Below are 24,211 nucleotides of genomic sequence, written 5' to 3'. Positions count from 1 at the left end.
ACCGTCTGGATGTGCCGCACGATGTGGCAGTCCCCAGCGACGACAAAAAGCGCGGATTCAAGCAGAGCGTAAAAGTCACCATTGAAGACAAGGAGGGGCAGAAACATACGTTGCGGCTGCCGCTGCCGTATCGCCCCAAAGGGGAAATGTTCGCCGTCGCCGAGACCTTCCAGGGCGGCAGCCGGCTGCAGCTCATCTGCGAGGATGGCAAGCGGCGCATGGGGCGCATCCCCGGCAAGCTGCGGCGCCGGATGTGGGTGCGCGAGAACGACCTGCTGATTATCGTCCCGTGGTCGTTCCAGGATTCGAAGGCTGACGTCAAGTTCCGCTACACGGCGACGCAAAGCGCCAACCTGAAGCGGCAGGACCTGATACCGGAAATCCTGGACATTTACTGATGGAAGAGAGCCTGCTGAGGCTGGACCGACAGCGGGGGCAGCTTGTACGCGCGGGCGACCGCGACGGACGCAAGACACTCGACGCGGTGTTTGACGAGCCGACGTTGCACGCCATCCAGCAGCTCTTCAGCCGCGGCGTGCTGCACACGCTCGAAAACATCATCGCCACCGGCAAGGAGGCGAACGTCTTCCGCGGCAAGACGCGCGACGGGCGCAACCGCGCCGTGAAAATCTACCGGCTCAGCACTGCCACCTTCCGCAAGCTGGCGCCCTACCTTGATGGCGACCCGCGCTTCCCGCACAGCGGCAAGTCGCACCGCGACCGGATTTTCACCTGGGCGCAGAAGGAATTCAAGAACCTGCACCTGATGCACGCCGCTGGCGCCAGCGTACCGCAGCCGTTCCACGTCCACCGCAACCTGCTGGTGATGCAGTACCGCGGCTGGCGCTACCACCCCTATCCAACGCTGCGCGAGCTGCCGCCCGAGGAACCGCGCGAGTTCCTGCAGGCGCTGATGGGCTCGGTGAAGGCGTACCACGGCGCGGGGCTGGCGCACGGCGACCTGTCGGAATACAACGTGCTTAACGTGCGCGAGCAGCCCTGCATTATCGACGTGGGGCAGGCGGTACCTCGCCAGCATCCACGCTTCGCAGAGCTGCATGAGCGCGACCTTGGCAATATCCACCGCTGGTTCCGCAAGCGGCTGCCGGGGCTGTCGCGACAGGAGGTCGAGCAATGGAGTACGTGAGGATTCCGCAACGTCGCATCGGGGTGCTCATAGGCCACGACGGAGAAACCCGCAAGGAGTTCGAGGACGCCACCGGCTGTACCCTCGAAATTGACTCGCGGACCGGGATGGTGCGCGTCGTCCAGCCCGAGCGGGGCGACGCGCTGCTGGCGCTGCAGCTGCTGGCGGTCGTGCGCGCCATCGGCCGCGGCTTTTCCCCGGAGACGGCACGCGAGCTGCTCGACCCCGAGACCTACCTTGAAGTGGTCGATATCCGCGACCACACCGGCCACTCGCGCAAGCGGCTGGAGCGGATGCGCGGCAGGGTCATCGGTCGCAACGGCAAGACACGCCGCATCATCGAGGAGCAGAGCAACGCCCGCATGGCGGTGCAGGGGCATACGGTAGCGCTGCTTGGCTCGCTCGAGGCGGTCGAGGCGGCCAAGGTCGCGCTGGGGATGCTGCTCGCGGGGGCCGAGCACGGCTCGGTCTACCACTACCTCGAGGGGCACCGCCGCTCGCGCTGAAGCGATTTCCTGCGCAATTATTAAATAATTCGGAAGTATGCGGCGAAAAGCTCGTTGTTCTGGCCATGGTATTTAGTGCCGGGAACGGGCGTCCAGCAGCGCGAGGTGAAACAAACTATGAAAAATGAATCAAGCGGGGCGAGAACATGAAAATCAGTTTCCTGGGTGTCGGTGAGGCATTCGACGAGACGCAGACCAACGTCTGCCTGCTGGTAGAGGCAGCCGGACGACGCATGCTGGTCGAGTGTGGTGCCAACACACCATCCGAAGTGTGGAAGATTTCGGTCCGGCCCGACTTCCTCGATGGTGTATTTATCTCGCATTTCCACGCTGACCACGTCTTCGGACTGCCGGCGTTGCTGATGCGCATGTGGGAAGATGGCCGCACGCGCCCATTCTACCTCTTCGGCCCGGTCGGGAGCCAGCGCCACCTCGAGCGGCTGATGGAGATGGCGTACCCCGGGATGGTCAAGCACATTCCCTTCACACTACGTTTCCGCGAGCTACAGCGGTCGCACCGCTGGGACGACTGGAACCTGCGCGTCGTCAACACGCGCCACAGCGTCCAGAACCTCGGGCTGCGCCTCGAAGCGGGCTCGCCGCAGAAGGTGTTCTGCTACTCGGGTGACGGGATGTTCACCCCCACCGCCGCCAAGCTCTACACGGGAGCCAACCTGCTGGTGCACGAGGCATACCTTGAGGACGGGCAGACCAAGACCCACTGCAGCCTGGTCCAGCTGGAGCGACTGCATGACCTGGCGCGACCAAAGCAGATGGCGCTGGTCCACCTGCAGCGCGACCTGCGCAAGCAGAAGAAGGATATCCTCAAGAAATACCGCCAGCGCAAGTGGACCATCCCCGAATCGGGCGATGTCGTCACCTGCTGAGTGGGCGTCCACAAACTGGTCCATATCATCCGTTTCGAGTCGGCGCGCAAGCTGACGCGCGTCCCCGCAGGCCATCCCTGTAGGCGGGTCTACGGTCAGGCCTTCCGGCTCGAAATCCACGTTGAAGGCGAGATGGACCCCGCGACCGGGATGGTGGTCGATTTCGCACTACTCGAAGAGGCGTTCGCGTCGCTGAAAGCGCAGGTCGACCACAACTACCTCAACGACCTTCCGGGGCTGGAGAACCCGACCAGCGAGGTGCTGGTCGCATGGCTCTGGGAACGGCTGGCGCCGAGCCTGCCGCAGCTGCGCAAGCTGGTGCTGTGGGAGAACGAGACCTCGCGCGTCGAGTTCGCCGGCTGACGCGGGCGCCCGGGGGTCACAGTTTTTAGCCGGCTGCCGCTACGCCCGCATGACCACTATCGCCTTCCGGGTTGATTCCACCGCACGCGGCAAGCGGCTGGTGGATCTGGGCGAGTTGATGCGCGAAGCCGGTTACCTCGAGGAGTTCAGCTTCGACCGCGGCGCGCAGGAAGTGCGCTTCCGCTTCGCCGAATCGCCGGTGGCCTTCGGCCCCGACGGCGAGATTGACCTCGGCGAGCTGGAGGAATATATTCAGGCCGAGACCTCGATTGGAAAGCGGTTCACCGACGAACTGTTGCGTGAGGTCTTCAACCTCGACGAGACCGGTCACGTCTGGCAGCCAGAAGAAGACTGACGCCGGCGAGGGCGACCGCCGTCATCCACGCACCCGGCGCGGGCAGGAATGACGAGTCTTCGCGTTCGATAGCGCGGACCTCGACCGCGACTGTCGCGGTCGTTTCACCTCCCTCGCCGTCACGCACCTCCAGCGTCAGGATGTGCGCGCCGGCCGAGAGCGTCGCAGACGTCTCGAACGAGGAGGTCGTCACGAGGTGGCCGTCGCGGTCGCTGCTCCAGCTAAAGAGCAGCGGGTCGCCGTCCGGGTCGCTGCTGCCGGCAGCCGAGAGCGCCACCACCCCTGCGGAGAGCTGCGTGCCCGGCTGCGGCAGCGCAATCAGCGCCAGTGGCGGCCGGTTGGGCTGCTCGTCGAGGACCATGATAGTAACGCTGGCGGGCGCCGAAGAGTGCGCGCCCTCGTCGTCCTGCACCTCGAGCGTTGCCGTGTAGCTGCCCGGTGAGAGGTAGGTGTGGCGCGCCCACGACTGCGAAGCCCAGCCGGTGGCGTCGCCATCGCCGAAATCGAAGGCGTAGCCGGCGACTTGCGAGTCGTCGCTGGAACCGTTTCCACTGAAGCTCACGGGCTCGCCGAACTCGAGCTCGAGCGGCTCCGCCGAGAGCCGTGCGGTGGGCCGCCGGTTGGCGTCGTCGTTGGTTATTTCGACCTCGACTGTCGCCGACGACGAGTAATTAAAGCCGTCCCACGCCCGCGCCTCAATCCGGTAGCGACCGTTCAGGTCAGCTGTTGTGTTCCATTCCCAGCCCCAGTCAATGGTGCCGGAAGCGGTCTCCCATGCGTTGGGCGCGACACGCACCTCGACCCGACGCACCGCGTAGTTGTCGCTCGCGGTGCCGCTGACTGTAACGGTCCCGGAGAGGATTTCGTTTTCGTGCGGCGCGGTGATGAACGCCAGCGGCGGCTGCGTATCAATAATGTCAGTGACTGTTGCCGAGAGCGTGGCGCTGTGGTCAGAATCATCAGCATCAGTGGGCGAGATGTCAACCAGCAATGCGGTGAACTCGTGCTCGCCGAGCACCGCGGTCCACGGCAGCGCAAGGTTCAGCGCCTGTTCAGGGTCTAACGACCCCTCACGGGTGCCGAGCGGCTCGCCGTCGAGGCTGAACTCGACGCTGAAGCTGCGCGCTCGGCCGAGACCTTCGTTGACGATGCGCGCGATCAGCTGCACCTCCTCTTCGGGCAGCGGCACCTCGGGCTGCAGCCGCAGCTCCTCGATGCGCAGGTCGGGCGGGTCGCTGTAGCTGCTGACCTCCAGAGACCGGGAAATGCCGGGATTGTTGTTAAGCGCGTAGCTGGCGCGTAGCTGCGTCTCGGTGACAGCGACCGGCGCCCCGAGGTCGAAGCGCAGCGTCGGGTACGAGATGAGCACCGCGCCCGCTGCCGGCTCGCCGGTGTAGTTGAACCAGCCGCGCACGAATCGCTCGCCGCCATCGACGCCAGAGGCGAAGGCCGCCTCGGCGGTCAGCCCGTCGGCGGCATCGGCGTCCAGTTCGAAGTTGCTGGGCGCCGGCCAGGACGCTGACCAGCGCGCCTCGACCCGCACCGAATCGGGCTGCTCGCCTTGCGGGTAGTCCTGGATGGTGCCGCCATCCTCGCCGCGAGTCGTGTGCTCGGTGCGGGTGTAATCCATCGCGAGCGTGAAGCTGCCGTTCTCGAGCACCGGAATTTCGGGCGGCCCCGCAATGGAGCCGGAGCGCAGGTCGAGTGCTCGCCGCACCGCGCCGAGCGCATCGACCGTGCCCCAGCCGTAGCAGTTGTTGGGCGAGTATAACTCGCCGCAATCCAGGTCGAACGGGACGCGGTGGTCGCTGGTCTCGCGCATGATTTGCTTATAGGGACTGCTGGCGGCGTCGGGCCGCATCTGCGGGTTGGCCTGCACCATCAATGCGGCAAGGCCGGCGACGTGCGGCGCCGACATGCTCGTCCCGGAATAGGAGACGTAGCCGTCGCCGCTTCCTTTCTGGGCGGACATCACGCCACCACCGGGCGCCATCACATCGGGCTTGAGACGGCCGTCGCCAGTCGGGCCGCGCGACGAGTAGATTTCGCGGTTGTGGTTGTCGTTGACCGAGCCGACGGTAATCGCGCGTTCGCTGTCGCCCGGGTAGGTCACCGAGCCGGGGTGCGCCGCGACGCCCAGGTTGCCGTTGCCGATGGCGACCGTCGTCACGATGCCGTTCTCGACAGCGTTGTCGAGCGCCTGCGAAATCGACGATTGCCCGTCATTGGTCGCACCGGGAATCACGACCGGCCCGCCCAGCGAGAGCGACATGACGCGGATGTTGAAGCGGTCGCGGTTGGAAATCGTCCAGTTTACCGACCGCAGCAGGTCGTTGGTGTCGCCACCGCCGCCGTCGAGTGCGATGACCCCGGCGAGCCGCGCCTGCGGGGCCATCCCGGCGTAGGTTCCCGAAGGCCCGCCGGTGCCGGCCGCGATGCCCGCCACATGCGTGCCGTGGCTGCCGGAGTCGTGCGGCTGCTCGTCGGGGTATTCCTTGTCAGTGTTAGCGTTGTAGAACGCCAGCTTACCGTCCGCGTCGACTGCTATCTTCGGGTCGTCGGTCGAGCTGATATCGTCAAGGTCGTCGAGAGACTCATGCGCGAAGTCGACGCCAGTATCGAGAATCGCAATCGTCACGTTCTCGCCCCGGAAGCCGAACTGCGACCAGACGTCGGTCGTGCGCAGCGACGCGACGCTGTTGTCGAGCGCCGGGTAGAACATAACGTCCGGCTCGAGCCACACCAGTCCAGGAAGCCATGTTAGTGATGGTAGCGCATTGAGCGGCACGATTGCCCCGAATGTCTCGAATCTGGGAAACCAGGATACGACTTCACCACCTAAGGACACAACGTAGGTGCGGTGCTCGCCACGTAAATCATCCACACGCATGATTACCGAAATCTGCCCTTCGGGGGCTGGCGTTCCCCCCAATTCACCAATGCGCCCCGGCTGGGCAGCCATCAGCGCCAGCCGCGGGTCGACCAGCGACGCCGTTTCCGCCGGCAGCTCGACCCCATCAGGTGATACGGGCATCGCCCCAGCCGGCAGCATCCCTGCCAGCGTTGGTAGTGCCAGCAGGGCGACCAGCAGCAGCGTCATGAACCGCTTCACGGCGGCGCGTAGTCAAGCCGGTGATAAGTGTTTGCAGCCGCCCGCGAGCGGGGCAAATTATGCTTGCCGCCCGGAAAAAAGAAAAGCGCTATCGTCGAGAGCATACCCGTAGAACTGGCGCCCGGACCGGGATTCGAACCCGGGTTCGAAGCTCCGCAAGCTCCAGTGATTCCTGGCTACACCATCCGGGCGCGCGGCGCGATGGCTCGCCTTCTTTAAAGCCCGCGGCGAAGGCGCGGCAGCTCGCTGGCGACGATTGCGCGCCACTCAAACCCTTAAGACTCGGCGCCTTGGCGCCGCATGACAAGCGTGATGCTGCTGCTCGGCTCGGCGAGCGACAAGCCGATAGCAGCGAAGGCGGAGGAGGTGCTGGCGCAGCTCGGCATCAGCCACGCGACGCACGTCGCGTCGGCGCACCGCACCCCGCGCCGCGTGGTCGAGCTCGTGGAAGGCAGCGACGCGTCAGTCTTCATCGCCGTCGCCGGCCTCTCCGCAGCGCTGCCGGGCGTCGTGGCGGCGCACACGCGCAAGCCGGTCATCGGCGTCCCGTGCACCTCGGGCAGCTCGCCCGGCAACCTCGATTCACTGCTCTCGGTGGTGCAGATGCCGCCCGGCGTCCCGGTCGCCGCGGTCGGACTCGGCCGCGGCGAGAACGCCGCGCTGCTCGCGGCGCGCATGCTCGCGCTCGGCGACGATGCGGTGGCTTCCGCGCTGGAAGATTACCACGCCGAGCTGGAACGCAAGGTCATCGAGTCGAGCTGAAACGGTCGTTTCAGCGCGCCGATTTTCTCGACGACTGCTATTTAATCTTCGTAGCCGTGCTTCCCGATGAGCGGCACGAACGCGACGCCGGGCCGCCGCTCTTCGCGCCATTCGTCGCTGTCACGCTCGATGACGAGCAGTTCCTGCAACGTGCGGCCGCCGACCGGCACCACCATGCGCCCCCGCACGGCGAGCTGCTCGCGCAGCGGCCCCGGCAGCCGCGGCGCGCCGCAGGTGACCAGGATGCGGTCGAACGGCGCCAGTTCGGGCAGGCCGAGCGAGCCGTCGCCGTGGTGCACCGTCGCGTTCGTGACGCCCGCAAGGTTGGCGCGCGCCCGTTGCGCCAGTTGCGGGATGCGCTCGACGGTATGCACCTCGCCGTCCGGCGCGACCATCGCCGCCGCGACCGCCGCGTGGTAGCCGCACCCGGAGCCGACCTCGAGCAGCCGCTGGCCGGGGCGCGGCTGCAGCTCCTCGAGCATCATCGCGACCATGTGCGGCGCAGAGATGGTCTGCCCGCGGCCGATAGGCAGCGGCGTGTCGTCCCACGCAGCGTAGCGCTGCGGCTGCGGAACGAACGCGGCGCGGTCGATCGCCTCCATCCCCGCCCGGACTGCGGGCGTGCGTAGGTATTCGCGCCGCTCAAGGTAGTCGAGCAGCCGCGTCCGCGCGGGGTTTGCACTCATCGCTCGTCTAGCGCTCGCCGTGCGGGGGCGCTGGCCTTGCTTCGTAGCGACTGGCGATAGACGCGCCCGCACTGCAGACAAGTGGTGGTGCGCCACCCCTTGCGCGAGAGCCGCACGCGGGCGGTCGCCGGCCCCAGGAAGCCGTCGCAGCCGCGACAGACGCGCAGCCGCTGCTCGCGCGTCAGCTTCTGCCGGTAGCGCTTGCCGATGAGCCGCGCCAGCTGCGCGCAGCGGTCAGCGTCCTCCTGCCGCCCTTCCAGCGCCCAGCGCTCCGCCTGCTCGAGCAGGTGCGCGATGCGCTCGCGAGCGATGGTCTCCATGCGGTTCGTGCGGCGACCGCGACGACGCGACGACATGCGCCGCGAGTGGCCGGTTTTTTAATGGGCACCGGCTGCGCGAGCGTGCTCGGCGACCTGTTACGGTGGGACTCCGCATGGGAACTCTACTTCCACTTCCTGATTTTCGTTCCGATTGTCCTGCGACTGGGCGTGCTGGGCGGGCCGGCGCTGACCGCCATCAAGCTCCACGGCCACCACCTCAAATGGCTCTTCGAGCGGCTGCAGGAAATCCCGCGCGGCTACACCATCGCGGTCAAGTTCACCATCGGGCTGCTGGTGCCGGCGACGATTGCGCTGCTGCGCTTCTTCGTCCCGAGCCCCGACGCGGATGGCCTCGTCACGCTGGCGGGCGTGACGCTGCATGTCCCGGCGTGGAGCGAAATATCGCAGTGGCACTACCTCGCCATCGCCGTCTTCTTCATCGCGCACACCTACCTCGACTTCCGGCGGGTGTGGGACACACGCGAGCTGGCGGTGCGCATCATCAGCATCGACATCAGCCGCTACCGGCCGATGGTCGACCGAATGCTCTCGATGGGTGACTGGCTCCACGGCTCGGCCGAGCGCGGCGTGCAGGCGCAGCCGCACGAACGGGTGGCGCGCTTTGTCGGCTTCCTCGCCACGCGCGTGATCGACACGACCAACACGGTCGTCGACAAGGTGATGGAAAAGCCGGACGCCTACGCGCGGCGCTGGATGCTGGTCAACGTCGGCATCGGCCTCATGTTCCACCTGCTGCCGATGGTGTTCCTGTTCCTGCTAGTCGTGACGCAGGAAATAGCATAAGTGGCGCTAACTGTGCGTGACGACGCGACATGATTCCCAAAAGCAGCCCGGCAACGCCACGCTTCACCCCCGCGCTGGCGCTGCTGCTATTGCTCCCGGCATTCGCCGGCTGCCTCGACAGCGGCGAACCGGCGCAGCCGTCGCTCGCCGCTTCCGTGAGCATGGCGCCGGGCGAGCTGATCGGCGGCACCTTCCAGCCGGTCGAATTCACCGCGCGCCAGCCGCTGAGCCTGCTAGTGCCCTACCCGGTCCGCGACTCCATCTCGGGGCTGGTGCAGAACGGCACTGTGCTTGACTTCGCGCAGGCGTGGGACTCGCGGCAGGTGATGCTGCTGGCGCCGCCCGGCCACGCCACGGCCACGTTCCTCGTCGCCGAGCAGGGGCGCGATGCGTGGCCGCTGCGCGCGACCAATGAGAGCTGGCGCGAGTGGATAGACCGCGGCGGCCCCGCGGAAGGCATGGCCGACGGCATCGGCGCGCTGCGCGTAGCTGGTGACGGTGAACTGCCGGCGCTGGTCCCGGAAAGGCTCACCGCCGCCGGCATCGAGACGTTGCAGTTCCCGGTTTCGCGTCCCATGCGTGACGGTATTGCCCTGGAGCAGGGAGGTAACCACAGCACCGGGCTAGTCGACGGCTATTCCATCTATGAGTGGCTGGAATTCGTAACGGACGAGCAGGACGGCTATAACGAGCGCTGGGGGCCACTGGTCCCGCGCGATCCTGCTTATGAGCGGGCGCTGGCGTTCCTGGAGGGCGAGTTTGACTCAATGGGGCTCGACGGGCAGATTCACCGCTACGAGTTCTCCAGCTCACCCTACGCGGTCAACGTCTGCGGCTACAGGACGGGGACGGTCTACCCCAATGAGTGGCTGGTGCTCGGGGCGCACCTCGACCTCGCGGAGCCGGGCAGCCCACCGGGCGGCGGGACCCACATCGGCGCGCACGACAACACTGCGGGAGTGGCGATGGCGCTCGCGGCGGCGGGCGCGCTGGCGCAGTTCGACAGCCGGCGCACGCTCGCGGTCTGCTTCTGGTCGAACGAAGAGAACGGTTACGACGGCGCCGATCGCTGGATTGACAACCTGCCGGCCGGGGTAACCGTGACCAACTACCTGAACATCGACAGCGCCGGGGTGAACTATCCCGGGGAATACACGCTGGTCGTCGACATCATTCCCGACAGCGACGACCAGCTCAACGAGCAGTGGGAGATGATTTCGCTCACCGAGTGGATTGGCTCCACCTTCTACGACATCGCGCCGGTGCTGCGTAACGGCCGCGAGCTCTACTACAGCGAAGGCTACGCGGCGATGAAGGACCACGACCACCCCCATCCGGAAACTATCTCGGTCCACGAGTCGCAGCGTGGCCGCAGCGACTACGTGCGCTTCGCCGACCGGCTCGGGGTCGTCTCGCTGGACTTCGGCGCTATCACCGGCGGCTACGACTGCTACCACGCGCCGTGCGACACGCTGCCCGAAATGGTCGACTGGATGGCAACCGCCAACGGCACCGGCCAGCAGAACCTAGTCGGGTCGCTCGACATGATTGCGTGGTGGTTCGCCGGGCTATTCTGGTATCTCGACGAGCGGCCGGTCTACGACCGCAGCTAAAGCGATTCGAGTCGCGCCAGCAGTTCCCCCGCCGCCGCGCGCAGCGCATCGAGTTCCCCTTCGTTGGCGAGCGTCTCGTCGGCCGCCGCAATCGTCTCCGCCAGCGACCACCCTAGCTCGCGCTCGTCACGCGCGTGAAACGCGGCCGCGTCGCCGTCGTCGACGCGGCCGCGCTGCTGGACCCGCGCCAGCCGCTCCTCGGCGGACGCGACGACCGCGACCGTAACGAGCGCGTCACCGTAGGCGGCGCGAAACACCGCCAGCTCTTCTTCGCCGCGCATGCCGTCAATCAGCACGTGGCTGCCGGCAGCGCGCAGCGCGTCGATGCGCTCCAGCGACCGCGAAGCCCAGATGCCGTAGCCCAGAGCTTTGCGCTCGCCGTTGGCGACCGCGCCGACGCTGGCGGGCGCCAGCTCGAGCCCGCGCCGCTCGGTCTCCTCCCACACTAGGTCACCGATGCGGTGCACCGCCCAGCCGCGCTCCCGCGCGACCGCCGCCACCTCGCCCTTGCCGGCGGCGGGCATGCCGGTCAGCGCGATGATGGTCATCAGAACTCCGACGGCTCGCGGTATTCGCCGAAGACCCCGCGCAGCACTTCGCACAGTTCCCCGAGCGTCGCGTCGGCGCGGACCGCGGTGATGAAGTGCGGCATCAGGTTGTCGTCGCCCTCGGCCGCCTTGCGGACCGCGTCCAGCGCCGCCTCGTGCTTCCTGGGGTCGCGTCGCTTGCGCAGCCGCGCCAGCCGCGCGCACTGCCGCTCGAAGCCCTTGGGGTCAATCTCCAGGATGGGGATTTCGATGGGCTCATCGACTGTGTGCGCGTTGACGCCGACCACCTTGCGCTCGCCGGAGTCGATTTCGCGCTGGTAGGCGTAGGCGGCGGCGGCGATTTCCTTCTGGAACCAGCCCTTCTCGATGGCGGGGATGACGCCGCCGAGCGAATCAATGCGGTCGAAGTAGTCGCGCGCCTGCCGCTCAAGGTCGTCGGTGAGCCACTCAAGATAGTATGAGCCGCCGAGCGGGTCGACCACGTTGGCGGCGCCCGACTCGTGCGCGATTACCTGCTGCGTGCGCAGGGCAATCTGCGCCGCCTTCTCCGACGGCAGCGCCAGCGCCTCGTCCATCGCGTCGGTGTGCAGGCTCTGCGTGCCGCCCATCACGCCCGCGAGCGCCTGGATGGCGACGCGCACTATGTTGACTTCAGGCTGCTGCGCCGTCAGCGAGCAGCCGGCGGTCTGCGTGTGGAACCGCAGCTTCCACGAGCGCGGGTCCTGCGCGCCATACTTCTCGCGCATCTCGCGCGCCCAGATGCGGCGCGCAGCGCGATACTTGGCAATCTCCTCGAAGAAGTCGTTGTGCGCGTTAAAGAAGAACGAGAGCCGCGGCGCGAACTCGTCGACGCCCAGCCCGCGCGCAACTGCATCGTCGACATACGCAAAGCCGTCGGCGAGCGTGAACGCCAGCTCCTGCGCCGCGGTGGAGCCAGCCTCGCGGATGTGGTAGCCCGAAATCGAGATGGTGTTCCACTTCGGCATCTCGCGAGTGCCGAACTCGACCGTGTCGGTCACCAGCCGCAGCGACGGCAGCGGCGGATAGAGATACTCCTTCTGCGCGATGAACTCCTTCAGGATGTCGTTCTGGATGGTGCCGCCCAGCTTCGCGCGCGGGACGCCGTTGTTCTCGGCGTTGGCGATGTACATCGCCCAGATAATCGCCGCGGGGGAGTTGATGGTCATCGACGTCGTGACTTTGTCGAGCGGAATCCCGTCGAACAGCTGCGCCATGTCCTCCAGCGACGAGACGCCCACCCCGCACTCGCCGAACTCCCCCGCCGCGGTGGGCGAGTCGGAGTCGTAGCCGTAGAGCGTCGGCAGGTCGAAGGCGGTGCTCAACCCGGTCTGCCCCTGCGAAAGGAGATACTTGAACCGCGCATTGGTCTCGCGCGCCGAACCGAAGCCGGCGAACATGCGCATCGTCCAGAGCCGGCCGCGATGCATCGTGGCGTGGATGCCGCGGGTGTAGGGATACTCGCCCGGGAAGCCGATGTCGCGGTCGTAGTCGAGGTGCGCCGTATCGAGCGCGGTATAGAGCCGCCCCACCTCCTGCCCCGAGGTAGTGATGAAACGCGGCCGCCGTTCGGGGTGCCGCTCCAGCGCCGGCGCGAGCGTCTCGCGCTCCCAGCGCGCCCGCTCCGCCTCGAGGTCGCCGGGCCGCGACTTTTCGCCGCCACCGCTCCCGGCGGCGGCCCGACTTGGAGGAGTCATCGCGCTCCGGAGGTGTGGATGTAATAAGGATTATCGGCGAGCGAGGGCTTAAATCACCGCCAAACACAATTGGCCCGGCCAGGAGATGGAGGGCGGCTTACGGCCTTCGGGCTGAGGAAAGTCCCCTCTCCAAGGGCAAGGCAGCCTTCGGGGGCCCGCGAGGGTCGGCAATGGAGCAGAAACGGCACAGCCGCCGGTTAACGGGATGAGCGCCTCGGGCGTGACGTCGCCGGCGGATTTGGTGAAACGGCCACCCCTGCCGGAGCAAGTCCAAGCAGGCGCGACGACCGGCCCGGGAGCGCCAGGTAGGACGCAAAGCTGAATGCCGCCAACCTCGCGCGAGTAATTGCGCGGGGTGAACAGAAAGGGGCTTATTCCCATCATCTGGCCACTGTGCGATTTGCAGGGTAAATCGCTCCGTGGCCGAGCGCAGCCTGGGTGGCCGTCGCAGGGCGACGACCACCGGCTGCTGGCCACCCCACTCGTCCATGTTTTCCGACGATAGCTATATATATCAGACATGGCCGGGCGGCGGAACCCCATTAGAGGGAGGAAACAAAAAATGGCAAGCGACTGGAGCGAGGAGCCGGATTGCGCGCAGCGCGGTTCGGACTGGACGGACTTTGGCGGGCTTTCGCAGGCGCAGCCTGTGAAGCGGGTGCGCCGGCGGAGGCGCCGGCAGCGGAAGCCGGAAACCGGCAGCGGCAAGGCAGGCGCGCGTCCCCGGCGGCGTGACTAACTCTAAATCCCCCCGCAGGTCTTCAACCGTGAGCGTGCTGGCCGACTCCGCTCGCAGGACTCGCTGCGTGGCCAAGCGCAGCCTGAGTGGCCGTCGCGGGGCGACGACCACCGGCTGCTGGTCTACTTGTTAAAATTTAGAGGGGGGTGCCTGCAACGTTAATTAATTATCTCAAAATTTTTTGCTTTTCGCGCGCAAATTCATCTTCGGTGAGCAGGCCCGATTTTTTCAGTTCACTCAATTCCTTGAGTTGGGAAACCCTGTCGCCTGATTGTTGTTGACTCGCAAACTGCGCGGAAGGGTTCGATAGATAATTTGTCGCTTCATTGCCCTTCAAAGGCCTGCCCTGCGCGTCAGTCCAGTCGTCTTGGACTAAAATCAGGATTCCTTCGATTAAACCCCAGATAGCCCCCACTCCAAATGTAATCAAGGTGACTAAAATCTGGGCTATCCCAATCCCTATATAACCCAAGTAAAACCTGTGAATCCCTAAACCACCTATAACAATTCCCAATATCCCTGCGACAAGTTTATCCTTCTGAGGGGCCAGAACCTGGGTGTTGTCGCCATACTGCAGGTCGTGTCGGTCCACTTGCCGCTTGAACTATCTTAGTTATAAAAGCCTTTACAGAAACAACGACACATAATAACCGAAGATGGAAAAGAAGATTCAGCTATAATCCTATTAACATCCCTAATCGTCGCCCGGTGTGAGCGGATTGGTCGAGTGCGTGCCCAACTTCTCGGAAGGGCGCGACCGCAAGGTGATTGACGCCATCGCCGCCGCCATCACATCGGTCGAGGGGGCGGAGGTGCTCGACATCGACATGGGCGGCGAGACCAACCGCACGGTCGTGACCTTCGTAGCGCCCCCCGCGAGCGTCGGCGACGCGGCGTTCGCCGGCGTCGCCCGCGCGGCCGAGCTGATTGACATGCGTGCCCACGCCGGCGCGCACCCCCGCATGGGCGCCACCGACGTGCTACCGTTCGTGCCGGTCAGCGGCGTGAACATGGACGACTGCATCGCTATTGCGCACACGACCGGCGAGCGCATCGGCGCCGAGCTGGGCATCCCGGTCTGGTTCTATGAAGAGGCGGCGCGGTCGTCCGAGTTCCGCAACTTGGCGCGCGTCCGCGCCGGCGAGTATGAGGGGCTTGCGGAGCGGCTCGATGGGGGGGCGCCCGACGCCGGCCCCGCGAAGTTCAACGCGCGCAGCGGCGCGACCGCCGTCGGGGCGCGCGAGTTCCTGATTGCGTGGAACATCAACCTGAACACGCGCGACCGTACCTACGCCAACGAGCTCGCCTACGAGCTGCGCGAGCGCGGTCGCTGGAAACGCAGCGGGTCGCCCGACGCGTTCTACTACAAGGGCGACGTCGTCCATTTCGCCAACGGGGAGTTCCCGTGCGGCAACTGCGACTTCACGGGCGCCGATTTCGATGCGCTCGCGGCGCACTACGCCGAGGTGCACGGCGGCGACCTGACCGAAGCATACTGCGCGCGCGGGCTCGACCCCCGCGCGCTGGTCGGCAAGCCAGTCTACAAAGACGGCCGCTTCACGAACCTGAAGGGCATCGGCTGGGAAATCCCCGAATACGGCTGTGCGCAGCTCAGCTTCAACGTCACGAACTTCCGCACCACGCCGCTGCACGAGGTCTTCGACGCCGCCTGCGAGGAGGCGCGAAAACGCGGCATCCGCGTCACGGGCTCCGAAATCGTGGGTCTGGTGCCGTGGGAAGTGCTGCGGCAGGCCGCCGTCCACTACCTGCGGCGGATGGGGAAATCGCCCGGGTTGCCGGTTCCCGACCTTGCCGCGGCGGCAATCCAGTCGCTCGGCCTGCGCGACGTCGCTGATTTTAACCCCGCCAGCAAGGTGCTGGGGATGCCGAAGCAGGAAGGCGAGCTGGTCAACCGCGTCACCTACGACTTCGTCGACGAGGTTTCGCGCGACTCGCCCGCCCCCGGCGGCGGCTCGGTCGCGGCGCTTGCCGGCGCGCTGGGCGCTGCGCTCGGGACGATGGTCGCCAACCTTTCCGCCACGAAAGGGACGCAGGCGGCGAACTACGATGCGCTGGCCGGCATCGCCGAGCGCGGGCAAGCGGTGAAAGAGGCGCTCGTCGCGGGCGTCGACGCAGACACCAGCGCCTTCGACGGCGTAATTGCGGCGATGCGCATGCCGAAGGATAGCGACGAGCAACGCGCTACGCGCGACGCTGCGCTCGAGGCCGGCTACCGCGACGCGACGGCGGTGCCGCTGGCGACCGTCGGGCAGTGCCGCGACGCGCTCGCGGTCTGCGGCGAGATGGCGCCGCTGATGGACGCCGCGATGGCGAGCGACGTCGGCTCCGGGGCGCTGCTGGCGCACGCTGGCGCCCGTGCCGCGGGCTACAACGTGCGCATCAACCTGAAGGAAATCCCCGACGAGGCGTTCTGCCGCGAGACCAGCGTGGCGCTCGAGACGCTGCTGGGCGAGTGTGACGCGCACGCAGCCGCGGTTGCGGAAGCGGTCGAGGCGACGCTGCGTTAGTTCAATATCCCCCCGCTTGGTGAGCGACCGTGATTGAGGCGCGCAGGCTTGTCAAGCAGTTCGGCGCGGTGACCGCACTGGCCGGCCTCTCGGTCAAGGTTCCCGAAGGCCGCGTGGGGCTGCTTGGCCCCAACGGCGCCGGCAAAAGCACGTTCATCAAACTGGCGCTCGGCATCTTCGCGCCGAGCGGTGGCTCGGTTACGGTACTGGGCGAAAGCGTCGCCACCGCCGGTCCCGAGTTGCGGCAGCGCATCGGCTACATGCCGGAGCACGACTGCCTGCCCGACCGGCTTACCGGCGTTGAGTTCGTGGTCGAGATGGCGCAGGTTTCCGGCATGGCTCGGCAGGCGGCCATCCAGCGCACGCACGAAGTGCTCAACCACCTGCGCATGGGCGAGGAGAAATATCGTCCCATCTCGGAATACAGCGGCGGGATGCGGCAGAAGGTGAAGCTGGCGCAGGGCCTTGTGCACGGCCCCGAGCTGGTTATCCTCGACGAGCCCACATCCGGCTTGGACCCGCAGGCGCGGCGCGAGATGCTGCGCACGATTCGCACGCTGACCGAGCTGGGGCACTCCAACGTGCTGCTCTCAACCCACATCCTGCACGACGTCGAGCAGGTTTGCGACCATGTCATCATCGTCTCGCAGGGCCGCCTCCAGATGGTAGAGCAAGTCGAGTCGCTGCTCGCCCGGTTCGAAGACTGGGTCGAGGTACGTGTCGGCGAACCGCGCACCGCCTTCTGCGCCGCCCTCGACAAGCGCAAGCTGGAGTGGCAGGAGCACGGCCCGGCGCTGCGCGTCGGCTTCCGCGGCGACGAGACCTTCGACACCATTCTGGCTGCCGCGGGGGAGAGCGGCGCGCCACTGCTGCAGATGGAGCGCGCGACGCGGGCGCTTGAGGACCTTTACCTCGAGGTGGTCAAGTGAGCGAGGCGCGCGTGATGGAGCGCTACCGCCGCTACACTGCTGCGCTGGCCGACCGGCGCACCATTGTCTGGGGCATGGGCTGGCGCGAATTCGAGCGACTGGTGCGCAACCGCTGGGTGCTACTGGTGATTGGCCTCGCGTGGGCGCAGACCTTGCTGATTGCGCTGATAGTGATGCCGCAGGGGTTCTTCACGCCGCAGGAAATCCACCTGCGGCTTTACGGTGACCTAGCGGGTGGCGGCATTCGCATCCAGCTGGTGCTACTCGCCGCCATCACCGGTAGCCAGCTGGTTTCGCGCGACCTCAGCGACCAGTCAATTCACCTCTACCTCGCGCGGCCGCTGACCCGCGTCGACTACCTGCTGGCGCGACTGCTAACGCTGCTGCTGCTCTTCCTGCTGGCGGCGCTGGCGCCCAACCTCTATCTAGCGCTGGCGCAGTGGACCGACTCCGGCTACGCACTGGGATGGTTCGGTGACTATCGCTGGATGCTGCTGGCGACGGTCGGTTACGGGCTGCTGGTCTCGATTACCTTCTCGCTGCTGGCGCTGGCGTGCTCGGCGCTGACCGGTCGCAGCGGTTACGCTGCGGTCGGCTTCTTCCTCGCCGTCTATTTCCCGTCGTTCCTCGTTGAGACTGGCTATGGGCTGGTGCAGGACGAGCGCATCCTGCTATTCTCGGTGCTGCACCTGCTCGACATGGTGGGTCACGAGATGTTCGATGCGCCGCAGTGGGTCACAGTCTACGGATTTTTCTTCCGGATTGACCTCGGCTGGCGCACGCCGCTGCTGCTGCTGGCGGCAATCTGGGCGGCGACCGCCTCGGCGGTCACGCTGCGGCTGCAGCGGCTGGAGGTGACCCATTGAGCATCGTCCTCGAGGCCGCGACGCGGAACTACGGGCTGGTGCAGGGAGTTTCCAGCGTCTCGCTCGAGCTCGGCCCGGGCATCACCGGCATCCTCGGCCCCAACGGCGCCGGCAAGAGCACGCTGATGAAGCTGGTGCTGGGGCTGGCACGGCCGTCGCTGGGACACGTCCGCATTGACGGACGCGATCCGGCCAGCGACTGGGAGCTGCGCAGCCGTTTCGGCTTCGTCCCGGAATACGACTGCTTCTATGACCACATGACTGCCCGCGAATACGTCGCGCACTTCCTGCAACTGCAGGGTGTCGCCCCGGATGAAGCGGGCGAGCGCGCCGCGGCGCTGCTTGATGACGTCGGCCTCGGCGACGCGATGGAGCGGCGCATCCGCACCTACTCGCGCGGGATGCGGCAGAAGGCAAAGTTCGCACGGGCAATTGCGCACGACCCCGACCTGCTGGTGCTGGACGAACCGTTCCAGGGTACCGACCCGACGACGAGGCGGCTGTTGATGGAACTCATCCGGAACTGGGCTGACGCGGGGCGCACCATCCTGCTCTCGAGCCACATCCTGCACGACGTCGAGGCGCTGACCGACCGCATCGTCTTCCTCTCGGGCGGGCAGATGCTCGCCGTCGGCGACCGCCACGCCATCCAGAAGCTGATGCCGCACGTGCGGCAGAAGGTGCGACTGACCCCCGCCGATGCGGGGCAGCGGCCGCAGCTGGCGCGGCTGCTACTCGAGCAACCGTCGGTCGAAGGAGTCTCGCTACAGCGCGACTGGGTCGAGGTCGATACGACCGACGCCGAGGCGTTCCACGCGCTGCTGCCGCCGCTGCTGCGTAAGGCAAAGATTGCGATTCACGGCATCGACTCACCGGGTGAGGACCTGGAAGCGCTCTACGAGAAGCTGGTAGGAGGCGAGCAGTGGGAAGCGTAGGCGAGGAAGTGGCGCGGCTGCTGCAAATTGGCCGGCCGGTGTTCCGCGACGGCGTACGGCAGTTCCTGCTGGCGCGCAGCACGCTGATTATCGCCGCGCTGCTGCTGACTCCGGGGCTACTCTCAGGCTGGTTCTGGTACGACAGCCGCGGTAAAGTGGAGACGCAGGTCATCGCCGGTGACGAGGTGCGCGTCTTTGAAGGGGAAGTGCTGCACGCGGAGATGGCAAACCTGTTCTACGGTCTCGCCTTCAACCTCTATCTGCCCTTGGTAGTAGCGCTGGTGGCGCTGCTGGGTGCGGCCGAATTGCTCAACACCGAGTTCAAGCAAAAGACGATGCAGCTGCTGCGCACCTCACCGGTGCGGATGTACGAAATCCTGCTCCCCAAGCTGCTCGCTGGCACTCTAGGCACTTTCGTCGCGGTGGGAACGCCGCTCACGATCCTCTATCTGGCGCTGCTGGCGCACGGCGGCAGCTTCGGCCTGCGCGAGCACCTGCCGCTGCTCGGCGCGGTGCTCGGGACGCTGCTGCTGGCGTCGCTCGCCTACACCAGCATATTCCTGCTCATCAACGCGCTGGTGCAACGGCCGCTGCCGATCTCACTGGTCTACTGGCTGGTATGGGAAGTGATGCTGGCGAGCGGCGATTCACAACGCTTCAGCATCATGCACTACCTGCGCTCGTTCGCGCTGCCGCAGCTGAAGTATCTCAGGATAGAAGCCGGCGACCTAGGGCTGACCGCCGAGAGCCTGAGTGGTGAATTTGCCACCGTGGTCTCCATCGCAACTGACCCGGGGCAGGCGGTCGCCGTGCTGCTGGCGGTGACGGCGCTCGCCTTCATGCTCGCCTCACGGATGCTCGAACGCAAGCAATTCTGAAAGCTTAAATCCGCCGGGAAGTAGCGCCGCCGCCATGGCGAAGCGGGATTACTACGAAGTGCTCGGCGTCAGCCGGGATGCGTCGAAGGCCGATGTCAAGAAGGCGTACCGTACGCTGGCGCGGAAATACCACCCCGACGCCAACCGCGAAAACCAGTCCGAAGCCGAGGAGAAATTCAAGGAAATCTCCGAGGCGTACGAAGTGCTGGCCGACGACGAGAAGCGGCCACGCTACGACCGCCACGGCCATGAGGGGGTCAACTTCGGCGGCGGCGGCTTCTCGTGGGACGACTTCACCCACCAGGGCGACATCTCCGACATCTTCGGCCAGCTCTTCGGCGGCGGTGGTGGCGGCGGGATGGGCGATATCTTCTCGCAGTTCTTCGGCGGGGGCGCCCGGCAGCGCGGCCCGCGCAACCGCGGCGCCGACCTGCGCTACGACCTGACGCTGAGCCTCGAGCAGGCCTACAGCGGCCTCGAGCAGCAAGTGACTATCCCGCGTGACGAAGCGTGCGGCGACTGCTCCGGCAGCGGCGCGGCCGAAGGGGGCAGCGCTGTGACCTGCAGCCAGTGCGGCGGTCGCGGGATGGTGCAGCACGTCCAGCGGCGCGGCTTTATGCAGACGGTCCAGACCGGCGAGTGCCCGCAGTGCGGCGGCGACGGGAAAACTGTCGACAAGCCGTGCAGCGGCTGCCGTGGGCGCGGCGTTCGCGAGGCGCGGAAGAAAATCAAGCTAACCATCCCCCCCGGGATTGATGACGGCCACCGGCTGCGCCTGCGTGGGCAGGGCTCGGCCGGCCCGCGCAACGGCCCCCGCGGCGATCTTTACGTCGTCACCAACGTCCGGCGCCACCGCACCTTCCAGCGGCAGGAGACCGAAATCGTGCTCGAGCTGGAGATAACGCCGGCGCAGGCGGTGCTGGGCGAGGAAATCGAGGTGCCGACGCTCGCCGGCAAGGTGATGCTGAAGGTGCCCGCGGGAACCCAGTCGGGCGCGGTGCTGCGGCTGCGCGGCAAGGGGATGCCTGACCTAGCGCGCGCCGGCCGCTACGGAGACCAGCACGTGCGGGTAAACGTCCGCATCCCGAAGGCGGGACGCAAGTCGCGTCCGGCGTGGGAGCAGCTACGCGAGCTGGACGGCGAATCGCCCTCGCTCTTCGAGCGGGTTCGCGACCGCTTCGGCTAACGCCGGCGGCGGCGCAGGCCGGCCAGGCCCGCGATGGCAAAGGCCGCAAACAGCCCCGTGAAACCAGGCGCTAATGCCGGGTTGGGACCATCGACGTATGCATCGGCCCAGAGGTCGAAGAACTCGATTACGTAGGTGGCGTTGCCGTTCTCGTCCTCGCGGTTGCAGACTTCGCCGCCGGTGCCCATCTTGTCGCTGCGGATTTCGTACGTGTCGTTCACAGATACAAGACCATCCCCATCGTTATCGTTCCACGTGATGTACCAATGGCAGCCAGTTTCGGTATCAAGCATGTCGGCCCCTCCATCTGAGAGGATCATACTAGCCACTACCCTGGCATTCTCCCGGCCGCCTTCTTCCTCGTCCCCGCCGAAAGGATCACCAATATCGGGACCTTCATCATCGCTGCCTTCATACGCCTCAAGAACCCGAATCTCCATCTCATCGTTGGGGGCTTCCTGCATGTAATTGCCATTACCCTCCGATATCGTCCCCTCATAGACGTTCTGCGATGTTTCGTTGTCATCGTAGGAGTCTGCGTCCCAATTGAACTGGGTTGCGGACTTGTTCAGGCCTTCGTCGTCATTCAGCTCGATGTAGACTTCGTCACCGTACCAGAACTCGAAAGCCATGATTGGTACGCCAGTCTCATTGTGGAACTCCAGATGCCTCGGATACAACGTACCAGTCTCGATATTCTGTGTCAGAGTCGCGGCAATGCTCATATTGTCCTCGTCATCCCAGGCATAGGCGTAATATTCAATCCAGTCATCCTTGCCATCGTCATCGGAATCCAATCCCACTCCCGCTTCGGTATCCCAATCCAGGTCAATCGGCTCTATCTCCGTGACAACTACCTTGCCAGTTAAATCTCCAAGAGGCGGCTTGTCCTCGGTCTTATCACTATAGTAGGCGTACTCACCGACCTCTCCGAAAGTGTATTCCCACTCACTATATGGGTCTATATCACCTGAGTCGAAAGTTCCATCCTCATCGGTGACAGTATGGGTCGTATCATCATCGTTGTACCAGATTACGGTGGTATTGACCTCTATCTCTATTTCAGCGGGCGAAAACATCACGTTATCGCCATCCCTTATGATTTCGACCTCTTCAGGTTCACTTTGCCCCAAGAAGAAACTGCCGCCACCCGGGAGTTCGGCAACAGGGTCACCATAGTAGGGCACCATGTCACGGCTGTAGGTGGTGGCAAACATGTACATCGACATAATCATCTTTGTACCGGGACTTTCGGAGCCACCGTACATGGAAACCTCCATGACCTCGTTGGTCAAGGTGCAGTCCCCACTGGTGCACCCGGGACCCTGTCTCACTGACGTCATCCTGAGTGACATCTTGGCTTCACCATCTTCTGCCCCCATCTCCATGGGATCTCCCTCCATACTCATTTCCATGCCGAAGGTTGCCGTGAAAATCTGACTCGCGTCATCTTTCTGCATCCCGAGGACAATGTACATTTCTTCAGGCATTTCCTCCTCTTCATCATCTTCAGTGCCATTATCGCCCCCCTCACCGCCTTCATCCATTTCTCCCATCATTATCGGATTTATTTTCATTTCAGAGCCGAAGCGGTCAAAGTCATCCGACCACTGCGTGAAATCTTTCTGCTCCGTGAACAGGTTGGCAAAGTCGTTGAACTCCTCGCTCGTCAGGCTCGCGTACAGGTAATAGCAGGAATCGTCGTCTATCGTCGCGTAGGGGTTGTAGTTAGCTGCGGTATCATCCGTGCAGCCAAGAACAGGGTCGGGGAAATTACAACTCCCGTCATCCACAGTTGCACTGGAATTGTAGTTATCAGCATCATCGTAGGTGCAACCTGAGATGTATTCACATGAATCATCATCATACTCGGCGTACTGATTGTAATTAGTGGCTGTGTCATCCATGCAGCCGGTCACTGGTTCTGCAAATTCACAGGTTCCGTTATCTACCTGTGCAGACGAATCGTAGTTGCCGGCGTCCGCGTATGTGCAGCCAAGCAGGTACACGCATGAGTCGTCGTCATATTCAGCATACGAGTTGTAGTTGCTGGCTGCAGGGTCCATACATCCAACGACCGGATCGGCAAAAACACAGGAACCATCGTCTACCACGAATGAGGGATTGTAGTTTTCAGCGCCTTCATACGTACAACCTTCAAGACCCAGATCACAGGATCCATCGTCAATCTGCGCCTGGGGGTCCCAGTTCTCCGCCTCGGTGTAGGTACAGCCGGTGCGGAGCTCCTCGTCTCCGGTCAGGGAGTCGAGGCAGCCCGCTAGCACGGGCGTCAGGCAAAGCATCAGGGCCACAAACAGGCTTTGGCGCATGGGTTTCGGACGTGGTCGCCATATATAAGTGCGTTTCACAAAATATTTTGAACGGGAATTATCGTATTAGCGTTAAATAGCGGTTATCTGGCTCCTGCTATACCGGGCTGGGCCGGGGAAAACGAACATGGCAAGCGACGACGAAGGCTGGGTTTCGCACGACAGCGGAAAGCCGCGCAAGCCCGCCGATGACGAGGAAGAGTCGATTGCGCTCGACAGCAAGGAATACGAGGAGTGGCGCAAGGGGACTGATGACGACACCTACATGTCCGACACAGAATATTTCGGCGGCGCGGAGTCCGGCTCCGCGCCGCCCAGTGCCCCTGCCGATTCCGGGGGCGGCTCATCTTCGGACCGGAACCTCGTCATCGGCGCTGCGGTCGTCCTGTTGCTGCTGGTCGGCAGCGGGCTGTTCGGTGCCTACCTGTATTTCCAGAACGCCGATGACGTCGCCAGCTGGCCCACCGCGGCGGGGCTGGTGTCGGAGACTCTCTACGAGGACGGCTTCGACGAGGAGTGCACCGACCGCGACGACGACGGCTACTATGACGACAACGAGTGCACCGAGACCTTCTGGTGCGAAATCGACGTCAGCTACAACTTCACCCTCGCCAACCGCACCTACCGCGGCTCGGAGGTTGTCGACGGCGAATACGGCGAGAGCGAGTGCCAGTCCGAGCTGGAGGGGCGGTACGTGGTCAACGGAACGGTCACCGTCCACTACAACCCGGACGACCCGGATGAAAATTTCATCGTAAACGGGCCGGATGCAGGCTACGCGGCGCTGTTCTGCGTCCTGCCGGTTATCGTCATACTCATCATCGTGGGCCTCTTTTTCCAGCTCCGCAGCGGCAACTTCGGGTCAGGACGAAGGTGGGGCTGGGGCCGGCCCGGCCGGATGTTCGGGGGCCGTTTCGGCCACCGCCGCTCACGCCGCGGTCGCTCGCCCGTCAGGCGTTCGCGCAGCCGCTCCACCCGCACCCGCTCGCGCAAGCGGTAGCC

General features: G+C 65.0%; 23 protein-coding genes, 1 tRNA gene and 1 other RNA gene. 17 read left to right on the top strand and 8 right to left on the bottom strand.

The features are described 5' to 3' along the window. Positions 1-23: 23 nt before the first annotated feature. The 6 genes from QGG57_01450 to QGG57_01425 all read left to right on the top strand — a co-directional run bounded on the left by QGG57_01450 (position 24) and on the right by QGG57_01425 (position 3,258). Positions 24-398: a translation initiation factor eIF-1A gene (locus QGG57_01450; protein MDP7006845.1), complete on the top strand. Its 375-nt coding sequence runs from the start codon at positions 24-26 to the stop codon at positions 396-398. Next, positions 398-1,147, top strand: a complete 750-nt coding sequence (locus QGG57_01445; GenBank protein ID MDP7006844.1) for a serine protein kinase RIO — start codon at positions 398-400, stop codon at positions 1,145-1,147. The genes QGG57_01450 and QGG57_01445 overlap by 1 nt, the downstream gene beginning before the upstream one ends. After that, positions 1,135-1,653 carry a KH domain-containing protein gene (locus tag QGG57_01440; GenBank protein ID MDP7006843.1) on the top strand — a complete coding sequence of 173 codons (519 nt, stop codon included), beginning with the start codon at positions 1,135-1,137 and terminating at the stop codon, positions 1,651-1,653. The genes QGG57_01445 and QGG57_01440 overlap by 13 nt, the downstream gene beginning before the upstream one ends. 146 nt (positions 1,654-1,799) lie before the next feature. After that, positions 1,800-2,540 (top strand): ribonuclease Z, encoded by a 741-nt coding sequence (locus QGG57_01435; protein ID MDP7006842.1) that lies wholly within the window; start codon positions 1,800-1,802, stop codon positions 2,538-2,540. Beyond that, positions 2,541-2,903 (top strand): 6-carboxytetrahydropterin synthase, encoded by a 363-nt coding sequence (locus QGG57_01430; GenBank protein ID MDP7006841.1) that lies wholly within the window; start codon positions 2,541-2,543, stop codon positions 2,901-2,903. 49 nt (positions 2,904-2,952) lie between these two features. After that, the gene (locus QGG57_01425) at positions 2,953-3,258 is read left to right on the top strand and encodes a hypothetical protein (protein ID MDP7006840.1); all 306 of its coding nucleotides are present in this window, start codon (positions 2,953-2,955) and stop codon (positions 3,256-3,258) included. Here QGG57_01425 and QGG57_01420 read toward each other — a convergent pair. Then, positions 3,212-6,370 (bottom strand): S8 family serine peptidase, encoded by a 3,159-nt coding sequence (locus QGG57_01420; protein ID MDP7006839.1) that lies wholly within the window; start codon positions 6,368-6,370, stop codon positions 3,212-3,214. The genes QGG57_01425 and QGG57_01420 overlap by 47 nt on opposite strands. 115 nt (positions 6,371-6,485) lie before the next feature. After that, positions 6,486-6,561: transfer RNA gene (locus QGG57_01415), tRNA-Arg, on the bottom strand. 109 nt (positions 6,562-6,670) lie between these two features. Between QGG57_01415 and purE the strand changes: the two genes are divergently transcribed. Further along, positions 6,671-7,132, top strand: coding sequence for a 5-(carboxyamino)imidazole ribonucleotide mutase (gene purE / locus QGG57_01410; GenBank protein MDP7006838.1), 462 nt, complete (start codon positions 6,671-6,673; stop codon positions 7,130-7,132). A 41-nt stretch (positions 7,133-7,173) separates the two neighbouring features. Here purE and QGG57_01405 read toward each other — a convergent pair whose 3' ends face one another. Then, complete coding sequence (locus QGG57_01405) at positions 7,174-7,818, bottom strand: protein-L-isoaspartate(D-aspartate) O-methyltransferase (GenBank protein MDP7006837.1); 645 nt, start codon at positions 7,816-7,818, stop codon at positions 7,174-7,176. Continuing rightward, positions 7,815-8,174, bottom strand: a complete 360-nt coding sequence (locus QGG57_01400) for a ribonuclease P (protein ID MDP7006836.1) — start codon at positions 8,172-8,174, stop codon at positions 7,815-7,817. Before QGG57_01400 ends, QGG57_01405 begins: the two co-directional genes overlap by 4 nt. A 24-nt stretch (positions 8,175-8,198) precedes the next feature. Here QGG57_01400 and QGG57_01395 point away from each other — a divergent pair, with 24 nt between their 5' ends. After that, positions 8,199-8,942 carry a hypothetical protein gene (locus tag QGG57_01395; GenBank protein ID MDP7006835.1) on the top strand — a complete coding sequence of 248 codons (744 nt, stop codon included), beginning with the start codon at positions 8,199-8,201 and terminating at the stop codon, positions 8,940-8,942. A gap of 29 nt (positions 8,943-8,971) precedes the next feature. Then, positions 8,972-10,555: a M20/M25/M40 family metallo-hydrolase gene (locus QGG57_01390; protein MDP7006834.1), complete on the top strand. Its 1,584-nt coding sequence runs from the start codon at positions 8,972-8,974 to the stop codon at positions 10,553-10,555. Here QGG57_01390 and QGG57_01385 read toward each other — a convergent pair. Both QGG57_01385 and QGG57_01380 read right to left on the bottom strand, forming a co-directional pair. Continuing rightward, positions 10,552-11,103, bottom strand: coding sequence for an AAA family ATPase (locus tag QGG57_01385; protein MDP7006833.1), 552 nt, complete (start codon positions 11,101-11,103; stop codon positions 10,552-10,554). The two genes, QGG57_01390 and QGG57_01385, sit on opposite strands and share 4 nt — an antisense overlap. Beyond that, positions 11,103-12,818 (bottom strand): methylmalonyl-CoA mutase family protein, encoded by a 1,716-nt coding sequence (locus QGG57_01380; protein MDP7006832.1) that lies wholly within the window; start codon positions 12,816-12,818, stop codon positions 11,103-11,105. Before QGG57_01380 ends, QGG57_01385 begins: the two co-directional genes overlap by 1 nt. Positions 12,819-12,898: 80 nt before the next feature. Between QGG57_01380 and rnpB the strand changes: the two genes are divergently transcribed. After that, positions 12,899-13,204: RNase P RNA component (rnpB, locus tag QGG57_01375), an RNA gene on the top strand. A 519-nt stretch (positions 13,205-13,723) separates the two neighbouring features. Here the strand turns inward: rnpB and QGG57_01370 are convergent. Then, positions 13,724-14,149, bottom strand: a complete 426-nt coding sequence (locus tag QGG57_01370) for an NINE protein (protein ID MDP7006831.1) — start codon at positions 14,147-14,149, stop codon at positions 13,724-13,726. 118 nt (positions 14,150-14,267) lie between these two features. On the opposite strand from QGG57_01370, the gene ftcD reads away from it, so the two are divergent. The 6 genes from ftcD to dnaJ are packed head-to-tail and all read left to right on the top strand — an operon-like array spanning position 14,268 to position 20,879. After that, positions 14,268-16,085, top strand: coding sequence for a glutamate formimidoyltransferase (gene ftcD, locus QGG57_01365; protein ID MDP7006830.1), 1,818 nt, complete (start codon positions 14,268-14,270; stop codon positions 16,083-16,085). Positions 16,086-16,114: 29 nt separating this feature from the next. Then, on the top strand, positions 16,115-17,014 hold the full coding sequence (locus QGG57_01360) for an ABC transporter ATP-binding protein (protein ID MDP7006829.1): 900 nt from the start codon (positions 16,115-16,117) through the stop codon (positions 17,012-17,014). Next, complete coding sequence (locus QGG57_01355; protein ID MDP7006828.1) at positions 17,011-17,880, top strand: ABC transporter permease subunit; 870 nt, start codon at positions 17,011-17,013, stop codon at positions 17,878-17,880. Before QGG57_01360 ends, QGG57_01355 begins: the two co-directional genes overlap by 4 nt. After that, complete coding sequence (locus QGG57_01350) at positions 17,877-18,815, top strand: ABC transporter ATP-binding protein (GenBank protein MDP7006827.1); 939 nt, start codon at positions 17,877-17,879, stop codon at positions 18,813-18,815. Before QGG57_01355 ends, QGG57_01350 begins: the two co-directional genes overlap by 4 nt. Then, complete coding sequence (locus QGG57_01345; GenBank protein MDP7006826.1) at positions 18,803-19,693, top strand: ABC transporter permease; 891 nt, start codon at positions 18,803-18,805, stop codon at positions 19,691-19,693. The genes QGG57_01350 and QGG57_01345 overlap by 13 nt, the downstream gene beginning before the upstream one ends. A gap of 34 nt (positions 19,694-19,727) precedes the next feature. Further along, a complete protein-coding gene (dnaJ, locus tag QGG57_01340; GenBank protein MDP7006825.1) occupies positions 19,728-20,879 on the top strand; it encodes a molecular chaperone DnaJ in 1,152 nt (383 codons plus the stop codon). Here the strand turns inward: dnaJ and QGG57_01335 are convergent. Next, positions 20,876-23,209, bottom strand: a complete 2,334-nt coding sequence (locus tag QGG57_01335; GenBank protein ID MDP7006824.1) for a hypothetical protein — start codon at positions 23,207-23,209, stop codon at positions 20,876-20,878. The two genes, dnaJ and QGG57_01335, sit on opposite strands and share 4 nt — an antisense overlap. A gap of 127 nt (positions 23,210-23,336) precedes the next feature. Between QGG57_01335 and QGG57_01330 the strand changes: the two genes are divergently transcribed. Continuing rightward, positions 23,337-24,209: a hypothetical protein gene (locus tag QGG57_01330; GenBank protein ID MDP7006823.1), complete on the top strand. Its 873-nt coding sequence runs from the start codon at positions 23,337-23,339 to the stop codon at positions 24,207-24,209. Positions 24,210-24,211: the final 2 nt, after the last annotated feature.

Source organism: Candidatus Poseidoniia archaeon, assembly GCA_030748895.1.
GTDB lineage: Archaea > Thermoplasmatota > Poseidoniia > MGIII > CG-Epi1 > UBA8886.
This window is presented reverse-complemented; position numbering and strand designations above follow the sequence as displayed.

Coding starts and splice junctions, on each gene's coding strand:
- QGG57_01390 (MDP7006834.1), top strand. CDS start 8,972: ATGATTCCCAAAAGCAGCCCGGCAACGCCACGCTTCACCCCCGCGCTG.
- QGG57_01330 (MDP7006823.1), top strand. CDS start 23,337: ATGGCAAGCGACGACGAAGGCTGGGTTTCGCACGACAGCGGAAAGCCG.
- QGG57_01405 (MDP7006837.1), bottom strand. CDS start 7,818: ATGAGTGCAAACCCCGCGCGGACGCGGCTGCTCGACTACCTTGAGCGG.
- QGG57_01425 (MDP7006840.1), top strand. CDS start 2,953: ATGACCACTATCGCCTTCCGGGTTGATTCCACCGCACGCGGCAAGCGG.
- QGG57_01445 (MDP7006844.1), top strand. CDS start 398: ATGGAAGAGAGCCTGCTGAGGCTGGACCGACAGCGGGGGCAGCTTGTA.
- QGG57_01385 (MDP7006833.1), bottom strand. CDS start 11,103: ATGACCATCATCGCGCTGACCGGCATGCCCGCCGCCGGCAAGGGCGAG.
- dnaJ (MDP7006825.1), top strand. CDS start 19,728: ATGGCGAAGCGGGATTACTACGAAGTGCTCGGCGTCAGCCGGGATGCG.
- QGG57_01395 (MDP7006835.1), top strand. CDS start 8,199: ATGGGCACCGGCTGCGCGAGCGTGCTCGGCGACCTGTTACGGTGGGAC.
- QGG57_01335 (MDP7006824.1), bottom strand. CDS start 23,209: ATGCGCCAAAGCCTGTTTGTGGCCCTGATGCTTTGCCTGACGCCCGTG.
- QGG57_01380 (MDP7006832.1), bottom strand. CDS start 12,818: ATGACTCCTCCAAGTCGGGCCGCCGCCGGGAGCGGTGGCGGCGAAAAG.
- QGG57_01435 (MDP7006842.1), top strand. CDS start 1,800: ATGAAAATCAGTTTCCTGGGTGTCGGTGAGGCATTCGACGAGACGCAG.
- QGG57_01440 (MDP7006843.1), top strand. CDS start 1,135: ATGGAGTACGTGAGGATTCCGCAACGTCGCATCGGGGTGCTCATAGGC.
- QGG57_01400 (MDP7006836.1), bottom strand. CDS start 8,174: ATGTCGTCGCGTCGTCGCGGTCGCCGCACGAACCGCATGGAGACCATC.
- purE (MDP7006838.1), top strand. CDS start 6,671: ATGACAAGCGTGATGCTGCTGCTCGGCTCGGCGAGCGACAAGCCGATA.